A 20,358-nucleotide genomic window follows, 5' to 3' on the forward strand; every position below is an offset into this window, starting at 1 on the left:
CAGGGGGGTGGCCTTTATGTTTAAGCATGTGTCTACAGATACGATTAACTCCATATTAATCATAGGGGTGATCCTGCTAGTAGTAGAAGTGGTTTTTTTCAATGGTGGATTAATCTTCTCCATGCTTTTTTCTGGCCTGTTTATTTATTTAGGGTGGAAAAAGTATAAGAAATTGTGGGGGAAAATTTTCTTTTGGATAGGCTTATTATCTTTAGTATTTACGATCCTCAGTATGATCGCGGTTCGCTTTATTATTGTTGCTATCATCGTTCTTTTCGTTAGAAGTTTTTACCGTTCCAAACAGAATCCGGAGCGGATCGAACCGCAAATTGAAGTAGATGAGTTTGATTTTCCTACTGGTGGAAAGCTGTTATTCGAACAGAAGTTTTTCGGAGACCAGTCAACTCCCAATCATTCCTATCAATGGAGGGATATCAACATACAAGGCGGATTCGGTGACCGGATTATTGATCTCAGCCATACGGTGCTTCCGGAGGATGAAGCCGTCATATCTATCCGTCATTTAGTAGGGAACCTGCTGATCTATGTGCCTTATGAAGTAGAAGTAAGTATCCAGCATAGCGCTGTCCTTGGAAGAGCGGCTGTTTTTCAGTATAAGAAAACAAAAATGTTCAACCAAACGGCTTCCTACCTAACACCTGACTATGGAGTGAAAAAACCAAGAGTCAAGATTATTACTTCTGTTCTTTCCGGTGATATTGAGGTGAAAAGAATATGAGTGTATGGCAGAAGCAGGTTATTGTAGGTGTCATTACGTTCATATGCTTTTCGGTAGTGATCACTGTCTTTACTTTTATGGCTTTTCCTATTCATTCGTGGGAGGAGCTGTGGAGCAGAGAGGTTTTAAATCTTCCATATGTCTTTCTTGTCCTGACTGTTTCTGTATCTGTGGGGCTTGTGCTGGGTATGTTTCAAGGATGGTACTGGAGAAGACAGCTGCACAGTCTGAATCATCAGCTTGATGAGGTGGCCCGAGGCAATGCCGTTATTTATGAAGACCGTGATATTAAAGAGCTTTCTGAAATCGAGGAGCGCATCAGGCAAATCGAGGAGAAGTTTAATCAACAAGCGGAGCTGGCTCAACGGCTGGCTACTGAACGAGCGAAGGAAAGGGAGAAAAGTCTCCAGGAAGTCGTTCTCCAAGAACGCAACCGGCTGGCAAGAGAATTGCATGATTCTGTAAGCCAGCAGTTGTTTGCCGCATCGATGATGATGTCTGCAATTAATGATTCAGGAAAGCTGGAAAATCAGGAAACGGAAAAGCAGTTGAAGATGGTGGAAAATATGATTCATCAGTCCCAGCTGGAAATGCGGGCGCTGCTGCTTCATCTGCGCCCGGTCGCCTTAAAGGATAAGACATTATCAGAAGGTACAGAAGAGCTGCTGCATGAACTTACACAAAAAGTACCTATGGAAATTACTTGGAACGTTGAATCGATCACCTTGGATAAAGGTCTTGAAGATCAATTGTTCCGGATACTTCAAGAATCCGTTTCCAATACGCTCCGGCATTCAAAAGCAGAAACACTCAGCGTTACGCTGATCGAAAGGGAAGAAAACATCATCTTAAGGGTGATCGATGATGGTGTAGGTTTTGATGTGGAAGAAGAGAAGGCAAGCTCATATGGATTGCAGAACATGCAGGAACGGGCATTTGAAATTGGCGGGAATCTAAAAATTGTAAGCCTGGAGAAACAGGGGACAAGACTTGAAGTGAAAGTTCCCTACCGCAATAAAGGAGGCGGATCGTCATGATCAGGGTGTTGTTTGCCGATGACCACGAAATGGTAAGAATAGGGGTCTCTGCCTATTTATCTGCTCAGCAGGATATTGTAGTGGTCGCAGAGGCGGATGATGGCAAGGAAGCCATAGAATTAGCTCTGGAACACCGTCCGGATATTATTTTGATGGATTTAGTTATGGAGCACATGGATGGAATCGAGGCAACCAGGAGAATTATAGAGAAGTGGCCGGAAGCTAAAATCATTATTGTTACAAGTTTTATTGATGATGAAAAAGTTTATCCTGCACTTGAAGCTGGAGCCACGAGCTATATGCTGAAAACTTCGAAGGCAGAGGAAATCGCCAAGGCTATTCGCTCTACATACGAAGGTCAGTCGATTTTGGAGCCTGAAGTGACCGGGAAAATTATGACGAAAATGAGACGGCCTTCTGAACATCCCCTTCACGAACAGCTGACTACTAGAGAAATGGAAATTTTATTATTAATGACAGAAGGTAAAACAAACCAGGAAATTTCTGAACAACTCTTTATTGCTTTAAAAACGGTGAAAGTTCACGTTAGTAATATTTTAAGTAAGCTGGAAGTTCATGACCGCACCCAGGCAGTAATCTATGCGTTTAAGCATGAACTTGTGTAAGTTCGTTTAAGAAAGAGAAGCTCATACGTTCTTGACGGTAAATTCTCCTCGCACCTATGTGCGAGGAGAATTTTTTGTGAACGGAGCATAAAATGCTGGTGGATTTCAGCGGTTATGAACAAAAAGTAAAAAATTTTATTAAAAATACTTTGTATATATAAGGGCTGCGGCTAAAATAAGATAAAACACCAGAAGCTTCACATAAGTTTTTTTCATTCTTATCACCCTCTTCTGCTTTCTAGAGGTGCTCCGGTAAATATATGTAAAGAGAAGGTAAAAAATACTTGATGTTCCATTAGAATCCTTCATTAAACTGCTTATTTTTCAGATTTTTTGTTACAATTTGTATATAGAAATTTTTCACCTGAAGGCTTGCTTCCCATTAATACTGGGAATAATGCTAAAAAGATCTAAGATAAAAGGCGTCTGTCAAAAGGAGGAGTACATAATCCAAATAACTGCGTTCATGATCCTTTTTAATTTTCATAAGCTGCTAATGAAATGTTTTTAGCACCTTGAGGTTGGTGGTTATAGGAAAAAATACGTGATTGCTCGCGCAAGTATGACGTATATATAAATACAGCATCCGTCTCCTTGTTGAATAGCTGCATTTTAAGCAAGTAGGGTCCCGGGAGTGATTAAGACAAGCTTATTGATTCGTTTAATGCGTGGAATTTTTAAGAGTTGAAGCCCATTTTGCTAAGAATCATTGGTACACAGTCTTACTTTTTCTATAATAGTAGTAAATCCTTCAAGTTAAAGGGGAATCATTATGGGACTGCCAGAGAGGATTACTTATCAGGATGAACGTTACCCGTTGATCGTACTTGCGCCGGTCGGGAAAAAGCATAAGCATATCCGGTCCATCGGACATAAGACTGAACGGGGGTTATTATCCCGTTTAAATGACGCTATTAAAGAACAGGTGGATTCTCATTCGTTAGATCTTTCACAGCTGCAGCGCTATTTAAATATTGAAGGTGCCATTTTACCTGTACCTTTTCTAAAGGAAGAAACGGTATACCCCCATTTTCTCCGTCCAGAGTTATTTTTATGGAATGAATTACCTCAAGAACAAGGACTGCCGCTCATCGCGGATTACTTATATGAAATTGATTTCACCCAGCTTTCTTCTGAAAAACTTGAACAGCATCTCTCCGAAGTTCTCGAAGACTACTTGTTTCTTGCGGATATAGGAAAGCATTCAAAAGATTATTGGTTGAAAAAAATTGCCGAAGCTTTTCACCGTCATCCCATTGTCCGCCTTGCCCACAAGAAAAGAGAAGTAATTGCCGCAGTGGAAACGATGAATCAGTCAGCTCTGTTGTCTTTGCTTAAATATCCAGAAGACATCGCTTTCTGGAGGAACCGGGTGGATACAGTAATGCGTCCATTCCGGTCACTTCCTAAAGATTGGATGGCCAAAGGTAAATCCAGCTGCCCTCATGAAAAACATTTACAGTTTGATGCTTCCACCCGCACGATCTGCTGTTTTTGCGAGTCCTGCGATTTTTGCCTATTCTACCGTGTCGACGAGGATCAAGTTGACTTTACTGAGAGTCATGACATCGAAAAAGCTAAAAAGAGGCTGACAGCTATCGAGCGGCAATTTAATGATATCGCAAGCCAAAATCATCGCTTGTTGAAACAAATCAATCAATTAAAGGCATTAAAAAAACAACTCACCGTTGCCAGAAAAAAATTAGATGAGAGTTTAACCGTAACGAGGCAGATCGAAAGGTATAAGAAGAAAAATTCAGTTTTTGCCGATTACCCCATTCTTCAAATGTATGACCAATTATCAAAAACAGAACTGCCGGACCGTAAAGGCGCTTCATTGCTAGTGTGGCTGGCTGGTGTCGAATTGTGTGATGTGAATATGATAAAGAAGCTTCCTCAATGGCTCCAGTATGTTCCGGAAAATGTTTATCCGTTGACGAGCCACATCCTTGAAGAGCTTTATCACAGATTGGAAGAAGTGCGTTATGGGGAAGAAGACATTATTATTACGATCAAAGGCCGCCCATTAACCTATGCCTATACTCAGCAAATTCTAGATTTAGTTCATTATTATGGATCACAATACCCCGCTCACACCCTTGTACAGATGCTGGCAGGAAAACCTACGAACAAGCTGAGAACGCTCCATTTACACGAAACTCGATGGTTTGGGCTGCTGGCAGACTGGCCGGAGAAGTATATTCAAAAGTTGTTTAACCAGCTGGAGAAACAAGGCTGGTTAATGAAACAGCAAAAAGGATACTCAGTCAGTGACTTTGCTGAAGAAGTCATGTAAAACCATATGGATAGGCCTGCCAAGTGCAGGCCTAAGTTTCTGTTTGTGGTGAAAACGTTTTCTTGTGCTATAATGCTGATATTCAGGAAGCCTTTAGACTGAAAAAACGGCATGGATGAGCCGGTATGCAGCCAAAAGGAGGAATTAAGTGTGACATCTATTTTTCACCGGGCACTTGGAGAGCAATTTTATCAACTTCACCCGGAAATACAAAAAAAGTACGGGTTAACAAGCAAACAAAATATAATGACACTCGGGCAAGGGAGAATGACCGAAATTAGAGGAACGCCAGCTGCGTTAAAACCTTTATTATACGTCTCTTCTTATGATCACATCGGTTTCGCAGAGCGAGGAAAGAACATTCCTTTTACTATGGAGAATTATGCTTACCAGGATGAGCTTGGAAGAGAGACGGTAAGCTGGGTGAGGCGTTTTTTCTTTCCATATGCTATTCGAGGTCATGACGCCGCTATGTATTTTGACGAAAGGGCCGGCGGAATTGTGTACAGTCTTGGAAAATCAGGGGCTGTTTCCAGTCCGCTTTATGTGGAGGCGACACCAAAAGGCGGTTTATTTATGCAGTCTGAACAGCTTACTTTTAAAGAAAAATATCGATTGCCGAAATTAACAACTTCTGTCTATGAACATTATGATGAAGAGGTCCAAGCCTACAGGGTTCACATGCATGCAGAACATCATTTATTAGGGACAATGCTTATGTATGAAGGGCATATCTATACAGAATTTCTACCTATGACCTATAACAATATTCCGGATAGAGGCATTTTTGTATAAAGGAGCCAAGCGGTATGAGCGATAAAACTGATGAAGGTGTATACACAGACTTTAAAGATAGAATGACATACGGAGAGTATTTAAAGCTTGATGAATTGCTGTCCTCACAGCAAAGGTTGTCAAACCATCACGATGAAATGCTGTTTATTATCATCCATCAAGTCAGCGAACTGTGGATGAAATTAATTCTTCATGAATTAAGGGAGTCCACTGATGCGATCCGAAATGGAGAGCTTCAAAGTGCTTTTAAAATGCTCGCCAGAGTTTCCAACATCCAGACACAAATAATCCACGCCTGGGATGTGCTGTCCACATTAACTCCAGCTGAATATATTCAGTTCCGTGATGCATTAGGACAGGCATCAGGATTCCAATCCTACCAGTATCGAATGATAGAATTTGCACTGGGCTATAAAACTCCTCATGTGCTGAAGATTTATCAGAAGGAGCCCAACCTTCATGAAGAGTTAAAGGAAGCGTATGAAGCACCAAGTATCTATGATGTCTCAATAGAAAAGCTCGTCGAAGCGGGTTTCTCCATAAATCCGCAGTTAGTAGAAAGGGATTATACCAAACCGTATCAAGCAGATGAAAGTGTCGCAGCGGCCTGGGAAAAAGTTTATCGGAATGTTGATTTATATTGGGAGCTTTATCAACTTGCAGAAAAACTAGTAGACATTGAAGATAGCCTTCAACAGTGGCGTTTTAGACATATGAAAACGGTGGAGAGAATTATAGGGCATAAAACAGGCACAGGTGGTTCCTCAGGTGTTGGTTACTTGAAAAACGTGTTAAACCATCGCTTTTTTCCTGAACTGTGGGATGTCAGGACAAATTTATAATTATAAGAAAATATTGAATATAACAAATATGTTAATTGATTGTTACATTTATGTTACACTAAGATGTGAAAAAATAAGAATGTAGAGGTATAAGCATGAGAGACTCAATTCTATATATATCACTTCTTAGTGTTTTGTTATTGTCCGCATGTTCATTCATTGCTAATGCGGATCAAAGTTTAATGGAGAGTAAACAAAAATCTGTCCCACAGTATAAAATCTCGATGGAAACGGATATTGAACAGTTTTCTGATTATCAGGTAACGATTCATTACCCGCAGACGCCTAACAGTCAAGTGAATCAAACGATTATTGATTATGTAAATCAGCGGAAAAATACCTTTAAAAAAGAAAGTTTTCAGGCATCCGATGTACAAAAGGATAATAATCCTCATGAGCTTCACGTGAATTTTCATGTGCTTTATGAAGATTCCAACGTGTTTGTAGTTCGCTTTGACGAAAGAACAGAGTGGGGGAGCAGTCGTTCTAAAAAGACTATGACGATGATGAATTTCGACAAAACGACTGGGACTCAGATTAAATTAACAGATTTATTTAAGGAAAACGACGGGATCTCAGCATTTTCAAAGCAGGCTGTTCAGGAAGCCGCAAAACAGCTCCATTCACATAAAAACGCTTTAGTAAATCAATTGAAGAGTTCACTTGCTTCAAATCCAGAGAATTTTGAAGATTTTGCTCTGACAAACAATAAGGTATCCATTTATTTGAATGATTTGGATTTACCTGGAAACGTTCCCTTGGAAAAGCTGGATATCAAGAAAAAGCAGTTGAAAAACGTGTTGGATTCAGCTTATTTGAAAGAAAGTACTCCTTATAAAGAAACCACAGAAAAAGTAGAAACAAGCAAGAGTAAAAATAATTCTGCTGACGTTAAGAGTCAAAGTCAGGTACTGGATAACAAAGATAAAGTGATCGCCTTAACTTTTAACGATGGACCACATCCTAAAGTAACAACAAAAATCTTAAAAACCTTAACGAAATATGATGCGAAGGCGACGTTTTTCATGATAGGACAGCGTGCACAATATTATCCTGACGTAGTCCGTGAAGTATACAATCAAGGTAGTCAAATCGGCAATCACACATGGGATCATTCGAAGGCATCTTCACTAAAGGCTGAAGAGTTAGAAGAGGAATTATCTTCTACTCAAGATGTCATTCAGAAAATTACCGGGGAGGCACCCCAAGTGATGAGATTTCCTTTTGAGGTAAAACCTTTGAAGTCTATCGATACCTCTCTCCGGCTAACTCCCTATAATATATCAGTGAGCGACTGGCAGGATCAGAAACCCGAGGAGATTGCTGCAGAAGTTACAGCTAAGGCGAAAGATGGTTCAATTATTATGCTCCATGATCTTTATCCTGCTACTGCAGAAGCTGTGGAGCAAATTGTTCCACAGCTTACAAAACAAGGCTACCGCTTCGTAACCATTGAGGAATTACAACAACTACAAAAGTAAAAAAAGCAGTCGAATTTCGACTGCTTTTTTGTTTGATGATAAGGATTTCATATTGAAATCGTTTGAAGCAGAGGGCGGGTCTGCATTGCTGTGATGAAGTCTTCAACCATTGCACTTGCGGTAGGAAGCTTTCCGGCCCCGGGTCCTCTTAAAGTTAATGGACCTGTAAATTCTCCATCTACCATTATGGCGTTGTCGACACCGTTAACGCTGAATAAAGGATGATTAGAATCAAGGGCTTTTGGTTCTACCCGTGCAATGATCTGGTTGTTGTGCTGTTCCAAGGAAGCGAGCAGCTTAATTCGTTTACCAGATCGGCCGGCGGTTTTAAAATCATTGGACGTTAGATGGGAAATGCCATCACAGGAGACTTGATCCCATTTCGGCTGCGTACCGTAAATAAGCTCGCTTAAGATCATCAATTTATAAAAAGCATCAATGCCTTTTAAGTCGCTGGAAGGATCCACCTCTGCAAAGCCCTTGGACTGGGCAAGAGAAAGGGCATTTTCAAAGCTCATGCCTTCCTCCTGGATATGAGTTAAAATATAGTTCGACGTCCCATTTAAAATCGCTTCGACCTTTGTAATGCGGTTCATTTGAAGCAGCTTTGAAATCATGCCGATAATGGGTGTTCCACTTGCTGTAGTGGCTTCGTAGCCAATCGCTGTTCCATTTTTTTCGGCTGTATTTAATAAGCTCCTGCCATGTTTAGCAAACATCTCTTTATTTGCAGTAATGATGGAAACTCCTTTTTCCAAAGCACGGTTTATATACTTACGGGCCGGCTCTTCACCATTAATCGCTTCAAAAATAACATCTGGGTTTTGCTGCAGAACCTCTTCCATGCGGTCCGTGACCCGCAGGGAGGAGGGGAGGTTTCTTTGTTTATCGATATTTTTGACAAGAATGGAAGTCATATGAACTTCGGCACCAATCTGCTTTTGGAGCGTTTCTTTGTTGTTTTCCAGAATTTCAAACACTCCTTGACCGACCGTCCCGAAGCCTAATAGTGCAACTTTAACCACAGTCACTAGCTTTTCCTCCCTTGCGGATTTGCTGGCCTACCCAGCCTCCCCACTGACTAAATTCTACGAGGAACCCGTCATGACCATAGTCTGTTTCGACATGAAAGTGTTTGCTGCCGGGCACTTCATTGATGAATCCCTCCATCAGCTCTCTTGGATAAAGAAGATCGTGCTGGAAGCTGATGGTATGAAGCTGAGCTTTAAATTGGCTGCTGGCTTTTTTCCACCCTCCGCGACCGCGGCCGATATCATGATGGTTCATAGCCTCAAGCAGGTAGAGGTAGCTGTTTGCATCGAATCGGTCTTTTATTTTTTCTCCCTGATAATCCAAATAGGATTGGATGTTATAGGATAATGGCTCGCTCCGGCTTCTATCGAATCTTTTCTGGAATAACGGTCCGCTGCGATACGTTACCATACCGGCCATCCTTGCTAATGCAAATCCATGAAGCTGTTGGTTGGAAGCATAGTTTCCGTTGTTCCAGGCGGGATCATCTTTAATCGCTTTCGCACCGATATGATTAAAAGCAATGCCATAGTCACTTAACGAAGGAGTGGCAGCTAAGACATATAATTGCTTCATAAAGTCAGGGTAAAGGAGTCCCCATTCTAATGTCTGCATTCCTCCTAGTGAGCCGCCTAAGACGGCATGTACTTGGGTGAAGCCAAGCACCTGAAGGGCACGATATTGAGCATGAACCATATCTCTGATTGTAACGGGAGGGAATTCCAAGCGATACGTCTGCCCGGAGACCTTCCGTTTGCTTGCCGGCCCTGTAGAACCGTGACATCCGCCGAGGACATTAAACGTAATGATTTGATAGTCAGTAGTATCAAGTGGACAATCATCACCTATTAACCCGGCCCACCATCCAGGTTCGTCTTTAGTACCAACAGCAAACTGGTTTCCCGTTAAAGCATGACAGATGAGAAGAACAGGGGCATCAGCTGGACCAGAACGCTCATAAGCGAGTACTACGTCTTCAAGGGTCTCGCCGCATTCAAAGGTGAACGCACCGATCGATATGGCCGCGGAACTTTGCTTAGAGTGGGTGGGGTTTGTTAGTGACATGCTGCTGCCTCCTTTTTTATACTTACACAGATAGTGGAGCTTCCTGAAAAGATTTTCCTTCTCGAATAGATGTTGCGGCATCATACAATTGAATTCCTGAGATTACCCGCTTATCTTCAATGTTTAATGGCGTTTTAGACCAAATAAGCGCGGGGTCCAATTCTTCAGCCTCCTTAATTAATGATTCGCTTAGCTTTGGCAAGTAGAGAACATCAATTGTTGTGGCCGGGTCAATTTCTTTAAGGCTCTTAACAGGAAGCACTTCAAAGCCTAAGCGTTCCAACCTTTTCAGTTCCTCAGAAAATTCCTCTTCAGGTGATCCTGACGCAGCTACAATGGTCTTTTTCCTTAACTCCCCATTAGAACGGTCTAAAGAAGATTCGAGGACCTGGGCTGCGATATGTTTCGGTTGCTTGTAAGGTTTAGAATGACCGGTAGCTTTTTCAATAGCAAAATCCAGATCGGCAATTAAATCCTCGAGCGATTCCAAACCTACGGACAGGCGGATTAATTCTTCTGTTACACCTGATTTTTTTAAGTCCTCCGCACTTAGCTGCTGGTGAGTTGTCGATGCAGGGTGGATAATAAGTGATTTCGCATCTCCTACATTGGCAACATGCGACCATAAAGACGTTTGGTTAATGACTTTTCTTCCATCGTCGCGATCGCCTTTTATTCCAAAAACAATGATTGATCCATAGCCGTAGCGCAAATACTTTTCAGCAAGCGCATAAGTAGGGTGATTCTTTAGTCCAGGGAAGTTCACCCACGCTACGCCGTCGTGCTCATTTAAATATTCAGCAAGCTCTAATGCCTGATCGGCATGGTGCTTTACTCGAACGTGCAGCGTTTCCAGGCCTTGCAAAAGAAGGAAAGCATTTTGGGGACTTAAACATGCTCCAATGTCACGCAGCAGCTGCACACGTAATTTAATGGCATATCCAACAGGCCCGACATCAATTCCGAAGCGAATGCCATTGTAACTTTCATCAGGTTCAGTGAAGCCTGGGAACTTCTCATGATTCCAGTCAAAGCGGCCGCTGTCGACAACAATGCCTCCAATCGTTGTTCCATGTCCGCCGATCCATTTTGTGGCAGAATGAACAACGATGTCCGCTCCCCAGGAGATCGGTTTGCAGACGTAAGGAGTAGCAAACGTATTATCAATAATTAATGGGATATGATGGTCGTGGGCTACGTCCGCAACCCCTTCAATATCTAAAACATTTAGACTTGGATTGCCAATGGTCTCGGCAAAGATAGCTTTTGTATTGGGGGTAATAGCTTTAGCAAAATCTTCCGGCTCCGTTCCCTCAACAAAATGGACGTTAATGCCATAACGCGGTAAAGTTTGCACGAATAAATTATAAGTTCCTCCGTAAAGGTTAGAGGAGGTTACAATGTCATCTCCAGACTCCGCGATATTTAAGATAGCCAGTGTAATGGCTGCCATTCCTGAAGAGGTGGCCACTGCTGCTGCTCCGTCTTCTAAGAGAGCAATGCGCTGTTCCAAGGCATCAACAGTAGGATTCATAATTCTAGAATAGATATTACCCGGTTCCGCCAAAGCAAACAGGTCACGTGCGTGGTCTGTATCTCTGAATACATACGAAGTCGTTTGATAAATGGGGACAGCCCGGGATCCAGTAGTCGGATCAGGCTCCTGCCCTCCGTGCAGCAAAAGTGTTTCCGGTTTAAATTCATGAAATGGTAAAGTCATGCGAAATCCTCCTTGAATTTTAGGTAGTCTAGGGTATGGATTTCCAAGGTCAAAAGCTTGAGAGAATATGAAAAGCCCTCTTCTTATCAGAAAGAAGAGGGCGAATAAATCATTTCCTCCTCTCATCTTTCAGATCACAATCGACCTGTAGGAATTAGCACCTTTTCAAGCACGCGCTTGAAGGTTGCCGGGCGTCACAGGGCCTAGTCCCTCCGCCACTCTCGATAAGAGATTGTTACCGTATGGAATTTTTCACTTGTATCGAATTATAAAAGGACTTCGTTATATTGTCAAACTATTTTTTCAATTCCATGCCATGTTTGATTTTCTGTGCTATTGGGAATGGTTTACAAAGCTAATGAAGGAGAGGATTTTACGTATGAAAGAATATAGTGTAGTGCCAAATAAAGATGTTACCGGCTGGATGGTTAAGATTGAGGATGTAGCTCCTGAAAAGCTGTATGATGAGCGGGATGCGGCTATCGCAGAAGCAGAAGAGATCGCTCAAAAAAATAAACCGAGCCGTGTCATCATTATGGACCAGAATCACGAGGTAGAAGAAGAAAGAACATATTAAGCATCTGAGAGTAAATAGTAAAGAAGCGGGCTGTCGAAATAGAAATCGGCAGCCTTTCATTTGCTCCCTCAACAACGTGGTTCTAAGGGGGGAGAAGATTCATTTCAATCCATACTATTAAATACTTGGCGGTTTTAATAGTTTTTCCGCTCCGTTCACGTTACTCTAGTAGAGTGAGGTGAACACGAAATGAACAAGGACTATGATGTGATTATTACAGGGGCAAGGGCAGCTGGTGCCAGTCTCGCTGTTTTGCTAGGAAAGATGGGGAAACGGGTGTTGTTAATAGACAAAGCACAATTCCCTAGTGATACGCTGTCTACTCATCACCTATCCCATGTTGAGTACTTAAAAGAATTAGGAGTGCTTCAAGCTGTTGAGTCTAGTGGACTGAGAAAAATCACACGCATGCGCACCTATATAGGAAAAAGCTTCGTAGAGGGTCCAAGGTCTGCCTACACTATTATTCCAAGACGAAAATGGCTGGATGAAATACTTGTGAATAAAGCTCAGTCTTATTCTTCCGTGACCTTTCTTGAAGAAACAAATGTGCAGGAGCTGATCTGGGAAGACGATGCAGTGACAGGAGTTGTCTTTGTGAATAAACAGGGGCACTTCAACAAAGCAACCGCAGAAATTGTGGTTGGGGCAGATGGAAAGTATTCAGCGATTGCCCGCTGGGTAAAGGCTGGAAGTTACGCGGATACCGCTCCTCTTCGACCGGTTTTTTACGGTTATTACAAAGGAGTGGAACCTTTACCAGAACCGACGACTGAAATTTTTCTTGAAGCTGGTCGGATTGCTTTTATTTTTCCTATGGAGCCTGGTGTTGACTGCTTAGGGATGGAAATTCAACCGGAAGAGTACAAAAAATTTGCCGCTTCCCCTAAGGAAATTTTTGAGAATACATATAAGCAGTTGTATGGGATGAAAAGCCGGTTGAAGGGTGCTCGTCTAGAGCATAAAATCATCGGAACAAGAGGTGTTCCAAACTTCTTCAAGGAACCTGCTGGTAAAGGATGGGTGTTAATCGGGGATGCGGCTCACTGCAAAGATCCAAGTACAGGACTTGGACTGAACGATGCTTTTATGCAGTCCTTTTTATTAGCAGAGTCTATCCAATCACTGGACAGAGGGAGAACGTGGGACAAAGTGATGAACGAGTTTAAAGAACGAAGGGATGCCCGATTGCTGCCGGGATTTCGTTTGACTCTTGACTATATTCAATCTCTCCGTCCCTGGGATAAAAATGAAGAGGCATTGTTCCAAGCTATGGCAGCGAATCCAATGGTTTGGAATAAACTTATCCCAAAGCTTCCGGAATCGTTGCAGAGCACAACACCCGAGATTCCGGAGCTTTACGGGAGCGTAGAGATGGAAGCGGAGGAACTCAAAGAAGATAAAGATTCATTTAGAAGGAATAGGAGTTGAGCATATTGGCATGGTCCAAAGAAAAAGCCTATGAAAAACTGCAAACCATTTATACGGATCAAGTGATGCAGGAAGAAAAACGCCGGATTTTCCAGCAGGTTTACCGGCATTTAAGCGGACATCTTAGTGATTTGGCGGTTAAAAACGGCCTCAAAGAAGATGTGGAGAAACAGCTTAAGTTTTTTAAAGAATACACGTTTATGCCAGGGGATAATTTGTTTCAATCGATGCGTTATGTATTTCTTGTAGCACGAGGGGAGAAAGAGAAAAGTCGAGAGACGACTAGAGGGCACTTAAATAGGATATACCGGGCATTATTTCAACCTGCAGGTTTAAAAAATCCTTATATTCCAGATGCGTTTTGGGATACTCCCATCGGCGTTGCCTGTCTAATTGCAGAAGAAGGGGTGGAAGCCGCATACCCGATACTCGATGAAATTATTGAAGCAGAAAAATAAGCCGAAAGAAAGCCTCTTCTTTCGGCTTCTATTCTTGGCACATTGTTAGTCCTTCTCAAATGCATCGATTTCCTCTGTTAGTTCTGCAACTTTATTCTCGAGAAAATCAATAAAATAAGGGTAAAAATTCAGTGGACCTTCATAATTGATGGCACTGCCTATCTGTTCAATCAGCTGATCCTTATCTAAGTTATTCTGTTCAAAAGCACGCTCAGTGTCTTTGGAGGGCAGAGCTGAACTGATAGTCTTAAACAGTTCTTCTTCCTGTCTGAACGCTTCATTCTTCTCTTTTAGAAACACGTTCTCTTCGGAGAGTCTCTCGATTCTCTCATTTAGCTCTTCTGTGATGTTGACCTGATGGGCCAATTCATCTTGTAAAGCTCTCTTCACGTGAGCGTATTCGTCGGATATCTGCTCTTTTTCTGTGGTTTTTCTGGTCAAGGCGGCCTCTGTATCTTTGAGTACTTCGTTCAACTTCTGCATTTTTTCTTCCGTATCAAGCTTATATTGAGTGTATTCATTTTCGGTTTTTTGAAGCTGACTCTCGAGAGAGAATTTTTTAGTTTGCAGACTGCTGCGAATCTTCTTTAGATGCTCCAGCTCTTTGGTGGCTGCTGTCACTTCTTCAATTAACTCTTCAGTTGCTTTTTTCTTTGTAGTAAGCTCATCTTTAAGGGCAGTAATCTCCTTCTGCATTTCATCTCCTTTTTCTTTATACACTTTTCCCTGATTTTCCTGAGCCTGCAGCCTGCGATTAAATTCTTCTTTTGAGGCACGAAGCTGAATGGACAGGCTTTCATTGTCATTAACGAGCATTTCGTTTTCTTTTTTCAATTTTTCAAGCATGGCATAGTGATAGTTATCCTGATAATCCTGCACTTTATCCTTATACTTCTCCAATTCAGCTTTATAATAGATAAGCTTCTGTTTAAGCTGAATGGAATCCGGGGCGGATTTTTTGGCCAATGTAACCCCTCCTGAATAATCTTTGTCCCTTATTTGGGCGAATGGTTAGTTTATTTATATGAAACGGAATAAAAATCGTTCCATTTTCTTCTGTTTGAAGGAAAACGGAGTGGGGGCAAAAGTGTTTCAGACATAAAAAAGTCCGAATGAGGGTTCATCTTCATTCGGACTTTTTAAGTTAGTTGGACTTCAAATCAATTCCTGTCATTATTTCTACCATTTACCTCATAAGGTGGAGCACGGCCGCTCCAACAAAATGGTTCTCTATTCGCAGATATACAGGATGCGAAGCGGTCACTCAAAAGCAAAGGGGACTTAGGGATTTTCCTTTCCTTTATGGTTCGTCTTTATAGGAGGTGCTTCTCATCATGTTCCATCTTCATCTAAAGAAAGATTGAATTAGTTTATTTGAATAACCCCATTATTTCTTCATAACGGTGCTTTGTGGATTCAAATAATTCGTCTAAAGCTGCAAGGCATGCCGTATCATCTGTTGCTGTCCGGCTGCTGTTTGGAGTAGACTTATCCAAGTTGGTCAGCAGAGAGAATAGGAGTAGATTGAGAGTTTTATTTTCTAGAAATACGAAACTTTTATTTTTATCCTGGTTACCTGACTTCAGTTCATTCAGTTGATCCTCCATATAATACCGGACTAATTTCTTAATCAGAATATCCTCTTCGGCATGAGACGGCTCATTCATGGTGATCCCCCTGCTTAACTCTTCCGCTCAAGTTGATTTGATTCATTGAGGAAGAGCCATTGCTTAATTCCTCACTGTAGACAAACCCCATAATGCTGCCGGCATATGGTTGATCGCCTATCCATTTTATTTGGAAATTAGTGAAAGACAACTGTTCTTCTGGATTTAACACCGGTTTGTTCCGCGGTTTCAGCCAGTATTCTTCCTTATCCTTTTGGTCATTGATTCTTTCCCAGGCCCCGGTCATGTTGAATTTTTGTTTAGAGTCCTGATATACGTATTTTCCTGAAAATTGAAAAGGGGAGTTTTCTGAGACTTTAATGCAAATATAGGGATTTGAGACTGGTTTATTTCCAAGGTTCTGAATATGATAAGAGCCCAGACACAAATTCTCCTGTTCGAAATCATGAGCAAGATTAAGGGAATATGTAAAATAGCTGATTAATTGAAAATCTTTTTTTGCTTTGAGTTCAGCAATGTTCTTTTGGATCTTTTCTAGATATTCATCATTTAACTGCTGGAACTGGGTTAATTTCTCGAGTAAAGGGAGTGGTGATTCACTGTTTCACCTCCAAAAAAAAATAAAGAGAGGGTTTATCCTCTCTTTATCTTTATGAGTGAGTGTTACTCATTAGTACCAGCAGGTGTAGTTGGGAAAATAACTGGACATTGCGGCGGAATCGTTGGAGCTGGGCAAGGAGGAATAGGAAGCATATCCCTCGGCTCACAGAAGTCAGCTGTGATTTCAAGTGTAACATCGTAAGTCGACTGAATGCTTTGGCACAAACGAACCGTTACTGTAATGTCATCAAGTGTATCGATGTCAGTACCGTTTAGCATACAAGTAGCAGTACATACGAAGCAGTCTAGCTCTGTGTATGTTACGTCTACATCAGTTCCAGTTGGAGCACACAGAATGACTTGTTCACAGCGAGTAAATGTTGCAGTACCAACTTCAACAAGTCCTCCTCCAAGTTCAGGAACAAGGTTTACGAAAATGGTTACGACGAAGTTTTTACGAATGTTTACGAGTTGAAGTGTAACCATTGCTCCGTCGATCACGAATTCTTGGTCTACACGATCAAGAATTACGATAGGATCTGGCTCTCCAAGAGCTGGGTCAGTTGGACGAACCGTACAGGAAGTTGTTGTGTCATCAATATCCGCGCATTCAAGTTGCTCTCCAGTAGGACCAATTGGAAGCGGAAGATCACCTACAGTCAAGTCGAAGGAAGCTTCATTGAGAATCCAATCGTAAACCTTTTCTGTATTAATACAAAGAAGTTCTTGACCACCGTATAAATTGTTTGCTTGCATTGTTTGCAAACACCTCCAAATAATATTTTTACTTTCATTCGTAGAATATGACTTGCCAAACCATCAGGTATAGTGAGTTAGCGGAATTTTGGTCAGATTGAGGAAGTTGGACGAATATCCATATCCAGGGAAGTTTTTGCAGAACCTTTTTGAAGGGTGGAATGAATCGATTTTACTAAGGCATATATATATAAGAATGAAACCAGTAAATGCCATTACCAGTGAAATTATTTTAAAGAGCTGCTGGTGTCACGTCTTGATGGTTTATCAATAGTATATTAATGTGCTGAAAAAGGGTGATGAGTGATGACTCAATATCAGTTATACAACAGGTTAGATGTTGATAATCTAAAGGAGCAATTAGAAAAATATAAAGAAGCTCTCCATTCAGTAAAAACAGGAGAACTACCGGTAGACTACCTGATGGCTAAAGAAGAGTTGTACCAATTAAATGGAAAATTGGTTCATTTAGAAGGAGTAATGAAAAAGATGGATGAACAGCATCATCAGGATCGTACGGATTATGAACAGCAAGCTGAAATGGTCGTTTCTCAGCTTGAATCAGTAAATGATTCAGTGAATCATTTACAGCGGGATATTAATCTTATGAAAGCTAAAGTGGATCGATTCCGATTCAATGATCTATTGAATAAAATGGATCACTTAATAGAAATGCAGCATTCGACTATTGAAGAAAACCGTAGTGAAATAGAAAGATTGAACGAACAAATTCTAGAGATGAAAAATGAATGGCAGGCAGGCAAAGAAGAACAAAGGTACCAGGAACCTCAATATGCCCCTCCGAGAAGAAGATCGGAGTACAGGCAACTGCAAAGCATGCTGCAATCTTCCCATATAGAACCAGCTTATCAGGAAAAAAAAAGTAATGGGATGAACAGGCAAACCTTCCGCCAACCACCACAATATAATCAAAATCATTCCCAGTCCACACAATATGGATCCAATTACGGCGGTCAGTATGGAAACCAGCATAACCGGCCGATGAACAATCATTACAACAGCCAGCACTCAAGCCAGGGGTTCAATAAACAAATGAAACACACATCCTTTACAAACGATCGAAATAAAGCAACTGCCCCATTTTCACCTAAGGAATTGAATAAAAATGTTATCATTAAATCGAATTCCAATGTAAACGACGGAAAAAAAAATTCTAGTAAAATGGCCCAAGAAGGTTCTTTCGAAAGCAGCCAGCAATTGAACGATTCTATAGAAACGATTAATCTACCATCCGCTGCTTTTAAACAAACGGTGAAACCTTTGGAAACAAGTCAGATAACTGTAAAACAGGATGACATCCAAAGTGATAAAAGTGTCCATCAAGTGTTATCCTCTGAGGGGAAAGTGGATGATACTGCAAATGCGGAGAATGAACAGAACAGAAGGACAGAATCAAAAATGAACAACACTCAACAAAATTCAGATTCTTCGCAGGATCAGGAAGAAAAACCTCAATTATCACCGGATGAAAAGAAAGAAAATGAAGCACAAACTAAAGGCAAAAAGCCTGAATTGTCTTCGTTTTTTAACTTTTTTAGATAAGAATCAGCATGAAGAATGAAATGATTATTCCCCAATCAATTTATCAAGAGATGATCAAACATGGCTATTCCAGCCTTCCATATGAGGCTTGTGGCTTTTTAGCAGGAAAAGAAAATCTAGTTCAGTCCATATGGACAATGGAAAACGAATTGAAATCAGATCGTCGTTTTTTTGTGAATAAACAGGTAGTTAAAAACAATCTAGAGCAAATCAAAAACCGGGGAGAGCAGGTGATGGCGGTTTATCACTCACACCCAACTACAGCACCTGTTCCATCCTGGAGTGACCTTGCTCATCATATGGATCAAAAAATAAAAATGATGATCGTCTCCTTCAAATATCCATCCCCGAAAGTAAAGTGCTATCAAATTACTCCCTCCAGCTTTAGAGAAAGCCCGTTCTTAATCGATTCATTATTTTAGCCCGAAACTTACTCGCAATGATTGATTATAATGTAGTAATTCTTTGAAGTTAAAAGGAGATGATAGTATGAAGAAGAAGATTGTAAATAAAAATCCCCAAACGCCTGTAACGCCTTCCAAAAAACCAATTGTTATTAACAGCTCTTCGATTAAGAGACTGCCGATGAAAAAAGGCGGATGTTGCGGAAAAAGGCGTTAAATAAAAAAATAAGAACCTTCAGCCCAATTCTTATATTGTGGAAATCACAGGGTGGATTCCCTTTTAGGGGAAGTTTACTTATATAGAAATTTTTATAATGGAATAGGAACGTATCTTTTATAAATAAATTACTGGATTATAAAAAAGCAGACCCCTTTGGTGGTCTGCTTTTATAATTGATAATACGTACGAATCTGGCCGGCAATCCCCTGGTATTGCTGCTGGTCTTCTAAATTGGCGAGCATTCCTTTAATAACTGCACTGCGCGGTTCTAATTTTTGGATTTCCTCAAGCAGGACTTCAATGGTGACTAAACTATCTCCAGTTGCTTTATCTCTTAAATTTTTCAGAGTAGAGGTAATCTCCTCAAGCTCTTTATTATAATATTCTCCAGGAATGATCGTTTCCATGAATTCTTCAGTGATGACCGGATGGTCATTCGTTCTTCTAAAACCGTCAACAATAAAATCTGTCCGCCTTAATATCGTTTCACAAATTTCCTCAAGATTTAAATCCGCATTTTCAAGAATGATTAAGTCAAGAAATGCCTTAAACATTCCCTGCATAAGCAAACTGACTTCCCAGAGAATGCCGTCAATTTCTTTGCCATACACACTGAGCAGGTGACGTTTATAAAAAAGATAAGAGCCATACCTTAAGTGTTCCAGCAGTTCTTCAATGTTTTCATTGAAAGGGACCGCTTGCTCGCGGATTTGCATAATAATAAACTCTCGGTGATCAGCAATTTCCTGAAACGTTACAAGCAGCTGCTTCGTAAACTTAGTCCGAGGGTCCAGGTCCATCGCTTCTATTTCGTCCGTTTTCGTCTGGATTCTGCGAGAATAAAAGTAAAAGATTTTAAATAAAAGTTCATCTTTTGATTTGAAATGAAGGTAGAATGCCCCTTTGGAAATTCCGCATTCTTTGGCAATCTCCTGGACAGACGTAGAACTGAAACCCTTTTTGGCAAATAGCTTCATCGCGTGTTCGATGATTAACATTGATTTTTCATCCATAGTGTAAGCTCCTTATTTTTTTCAGAATCAGAGCGTTTCCTCTTGACTAGTGACTGTTTGGTCATTATTATTATA

Annotated in this window: 21 protein-coding genes and 1 riboswitch; of the genes, 13 read left to right on the forward strand and 8 right to left on the reverse strand. The window is 41.0% G+C overall.

Annotation, left to right across the window (positions count from 1 at the left end; genetic code table 11):
• Nucleotides 1–16: 16 nt before the first annotated feature.
• The 7 genes from liaF to MUN89_RS04490 all read left to right on the forward strand — a co-directional run bounded on the left by liaF (nucleotide 17) and on the right by MUN89_RS04490 (nucleotide 7,816).
• Nucleotides 17–739: a cell wall-active antibiotics response protein LiaF gene (liaF, locus tag MUN89_RS04460; protein ID WP_244711752.1), complete on the forward strand. Its 723-nt coding sequence runs from the start codon at nucleotides 17–19 to the stop codon at nucleotides 737–739.
• Nucleotides 736–1,776 carry a sensor histidine kinase gene (locus MUN89_RS04465; RefSeq protein ID WP_244711754.1) on the forward strand — a complete coding sequence of 347 codons (1,041 nt, stop codon included), beginning with the start codon at nucleotides 736–738 and terminating at the stop codon, nucleotides 1,774–1,776. Before liaF ends, MUN89_RS04465 begins: the two co-directional genes overlap by 4 nt.
• Nucleotides 1,773–2,402 (forward strand): response regulator transcription factor, encoded by a 630-nt coding sequence (locus MUN89_RS04470; protein ID WP_244711756.1) that lies wholly within the window; start codon nucleotides 1,773–1,775, stop codon nucleotides 2,400–2,402. Before MUN89_RS04465 ends, MUN89_RS04470 begins: the two co-directional genes overlap by 4 nt.
• 772 nt (nucleotides 2,403–3,174) lie before the next feature.
• The gene (locus MUN89_RS04475; protein WP_244711758.1) at nucleotides 3,175–4,698 is read left to right on the forward strand and encodes an RQC-minor-2 family DNA-binding protein; all 1,524 of its coding nucleotides are present in this window, start codon (nucleotides 3,175–3,177) and stop codon (nucleotides 4,696–4,698) included.
• A 150-nt stretch (nucleotides 4,699–4,848) separates the two neighbouring features.
• Entirely contained in the window at nucleotides 4,849–5,493 is a 645-nt protein-coding gene (locus tag MUN89_RS04480; protein ID WP_244711760.1) for a DUF4166 domain-containing protein, read from the forward strand.
• 14 nt (nucleotides 5,494–5,507) lie between these two features.
• A complete protein-coding gene (gene kynA, locus MUN89_RS04485) occupies nucleotides 5,508–6,335 on the forward strand; it encodes a tryptophan 2,3-dioxygenase (RefSeq protein ID WP_244711762.1) in 828 nt (275 codons plus the stop codon).
• Between the two features lie 224 nt (nucleotides 6,336–6,559).
• Nucleotides 6,560–7,816, forward strand: a complete 1,257-nt coding sequence (locus MUN89_RS04490) for a polysaccharide deacetylase family protein (RefSeq protein WP_244711764.1) — start codon at nucleotides 6,560–6,562, stop codon at nucleotides 7,814–7,816.
• A 47-nt stretch (nucleotides 7,817–7,863) separates the two neighbouring features.
• Here the strand turns inward: MUN89_RS04490 and MUN89_RS04495 are convergent, their stop codons facing one another.
• Genes MUN89_RS04495 through MUN89_RS04505 form a run of 3 tightly spaced genes read right to left on the reverse strand, consistent with a single transcriptional unit; the run spans nucleotide 7,864 to nucleotide 11,633 of the window.
• On the reverse strand, nucleotides 7,864–8,847 hold the full coding sequence (locus tag MUN89_RS04495; RefSeq protein ID WP_244711766.1) for a homoserine dehydrogenase: 984 nt from the start codon (nucleotides 8,845–8,847) through the stop codon (nucleotides 7,864–7,866).
• On the reverse strand, nucleotides 8,834–9,913 hold the full coding sequence (gene metX / locus MUN89_RS04500) for a homoserine O-acetyltransferase MetX (RefSeq protein ID WP_244711768.1): 1,080 nt from the start codon (nucleotides 9,911–9,913) through the stop codon (nucleotides 8,834–8,836). Before metX ends, MUN89_RS04495 begins: the two co-directional genes overlap by 14 nt.
• Nucleotides 9,914–9,935: 22 nt before the next feature.
• A complete protein-coding gene (locus MUN89_RS04505) occupies nucleotides 9,936–11,633 on the reverse strand; it encodes an O-acetylhomoserine aminocarboxypropyltransferase/cysteine synthase family protein (RefSeq protein ID WP_244711769.1) in 1,698 nt (565 codons plus the stop codon).
• Nucleotides 11,634–11,752: 119 nt separating this feature from the next.
• Nucleotides 11,753–11,864: riboswitch (SAM riboswitch) on the reverse strand.
• Between the two features lie 148 nt (nucleotides 11,865–12,012).
• On the opposite strand from MUN89_RS04505, the gene MUN89_RS04510 reads away from it, so the two are divergent.
• From MUN89_RS04510 to MUN89_RS04520, 3 genes are all read left to right on the forward strand, one after another.
• Entirely contained in the window at nucleotides 12,013–12,210 is a 198-nt protein-coding gene (locus MUN89_RS04510; RefSeq protein ID WP_244711771.1) for a DUF2188 domain-containing protein, read from the forward strand.
• Nucleotides 12,211–12,399: 189 nt separating this feature from the next.
• A complete protein-coding gene (locus MUN89_RS04515) occupies nucleotides 12,400–13,641 on the forward strand; it encodes an FAD-dependent monooxygenase (RefSeq protein ID WP_244711773.1) in 1,242 nt (413 codons plus the stop codon).
• Nucleotides 13,642–13,646: 5 nt separating this feature from the next.
• Nucleotides 13,647–14,099, forward strand: a complete 453-nt coding sequence (locus MUN89_RS04520) for a hypothetical protein (protein WP_244711775.1) — start codon at nucleotides 13,647–13,649, stop codon at nucleotides 14,097–14,099.
• Nucleotides 14,100–14,144: 45 nt separating this feature from the next.
• Here MUN89_RS04520 and MUN89_RS04525 read toward each other — a convergent pair whose 3' ends face one another.
• From MUN89_RS04525 to MUN89_RS04540, 4 genes are all read right to left on the reverse strand, one after another.
• Nucleotides 14,145–15,065 (reverse strand): coiled-coil domain-containing protein, encoded by a 921-nt coding sequence (locus MUN89_RS04525; protein WP_244711777.1) that lies wholly within the window; start codon nucleotides 15,063–15,065, stop codon nucleotides 14,145–14,147.
• 404 nt (nucleotides 15,066–15,469) lie between these two features.
• A complete protein-coding gene (locus tag MUN89_RS04530; RefSeq protein WP_244711778.1) occupies nucleotides 15,470–15,766 on the reverse strand; it encodes a hypothetical protein in 297 nt (98 codons plus the stop codon).
• Nucleotides 15,759–16,013: a hypothetical protein gene (locus tag MUN89_RS04535; protein ID WP_244711780.1), complete on the reverse strand. Its 255-nt coding sequence runs from the start codon at nucleotides 16,011–16,013 to the stop codon at nucleotides 15,759–15,761. The genes MUN89_RS04530 and MUN89_RS04535 overlap by 8 nt, the downstream gene beginning before the upstream one ends.
• 377 nt (nucleotides 16,014–16,390) lie before the next feature.
• Nucleotides 16,391–17,083: a BMQ_0737 family morphogenetic spore coat protein gene (locus tag MUN89_RS04540; protein WP_244711782.1), complete on the reverse strand. Its 693-nt coding sequence runs from the start codon at nucleotides 17,081–17,083 to the stop codon at nucleotides 16,391–16,393.
• Nucleotides 17,084–17,389: 306 nt separating this feature from the next.
• Here MUN89_RS04540 and MUN89_RS04545 point away from each other — a divergent pair, with 306 nt between their 5' ends.
• The 3 genes from MUN89_RS04545 (at nucleotide 17,390) to MUN89_RS21800 (ending at nucleotide 19,267) form a co-directional block, all read left to right on the forward strand.
• The gene (locus MUN89_RS04545) at nucleotides 17,390–18,646 is read left to right on the forward strand and encodes an AAA family ATPase (protein ID WP_244711784.1); all 1,257 of its coding nucleotides are present in this window, start codon (nucleotides 17,390–17,392) and stop codon (nucleotides 18,644–18,646) included.
• Nucleotides 18,647–18,654: 8 nt separating this feature from the next.
• Nucleotides 18,655–19,068 carry a M67 family metallopeptidase gene (locus tag MUN89_RS04550; RefSeq protein ID WP_244711786.1) on the forward strand — a complete coding sequence of 138 codons (414 nt, stop codon included), beginning with the start codon at nucleotides 18,655–18,657 and terminating at the stop codon, nucleotides 19,066–19,068.
• 67 nt (nucleotides 19,069–19,135) lie between these two features.
• Nucleotides 19,136–19,267: a hypothetical protein gene (locus MUN89_RS21800; protein ID WP_256464016.1), complete on the forward strand. Its 132-nt coding sequence runs from the start codon at nucleotides 19,136–19,138 to the stop codon at nucleotides 19,265–19,267.
• A 170-nt stretch (nucleotides 19,268–19,437) separates the two neighbouring features.
• Here MUN89_RS21800 and MUN89_RS04555 read toward each other — a convergent pair whose 3' ends face one another.
• Nucleotides 19,438–20,283 (reverse strand): TetR/AcrR family transcriptional regulator, encoded by an 846-nt coding sequence (locus MUN89_RS04555; protein ID WP_244711788.1) that lies wholly within the window; start codon nucleotides 20,281–20,283, stop codon nucleotides 19,438–19,440.
• Nucleotides 20,284–20,358: the final 75 nt, after the last annotated feature.

It is taken from the genome of Halobacillus salinarum (assembly GCF_022919095.1).
In the GTDB taxonomy this organism is placed as follows: Bacteria; Bacillota; Bacilli; order Bacillales; family Halobacillaceae; genus Halobacillus_B; species Halobacillus_B salinarum.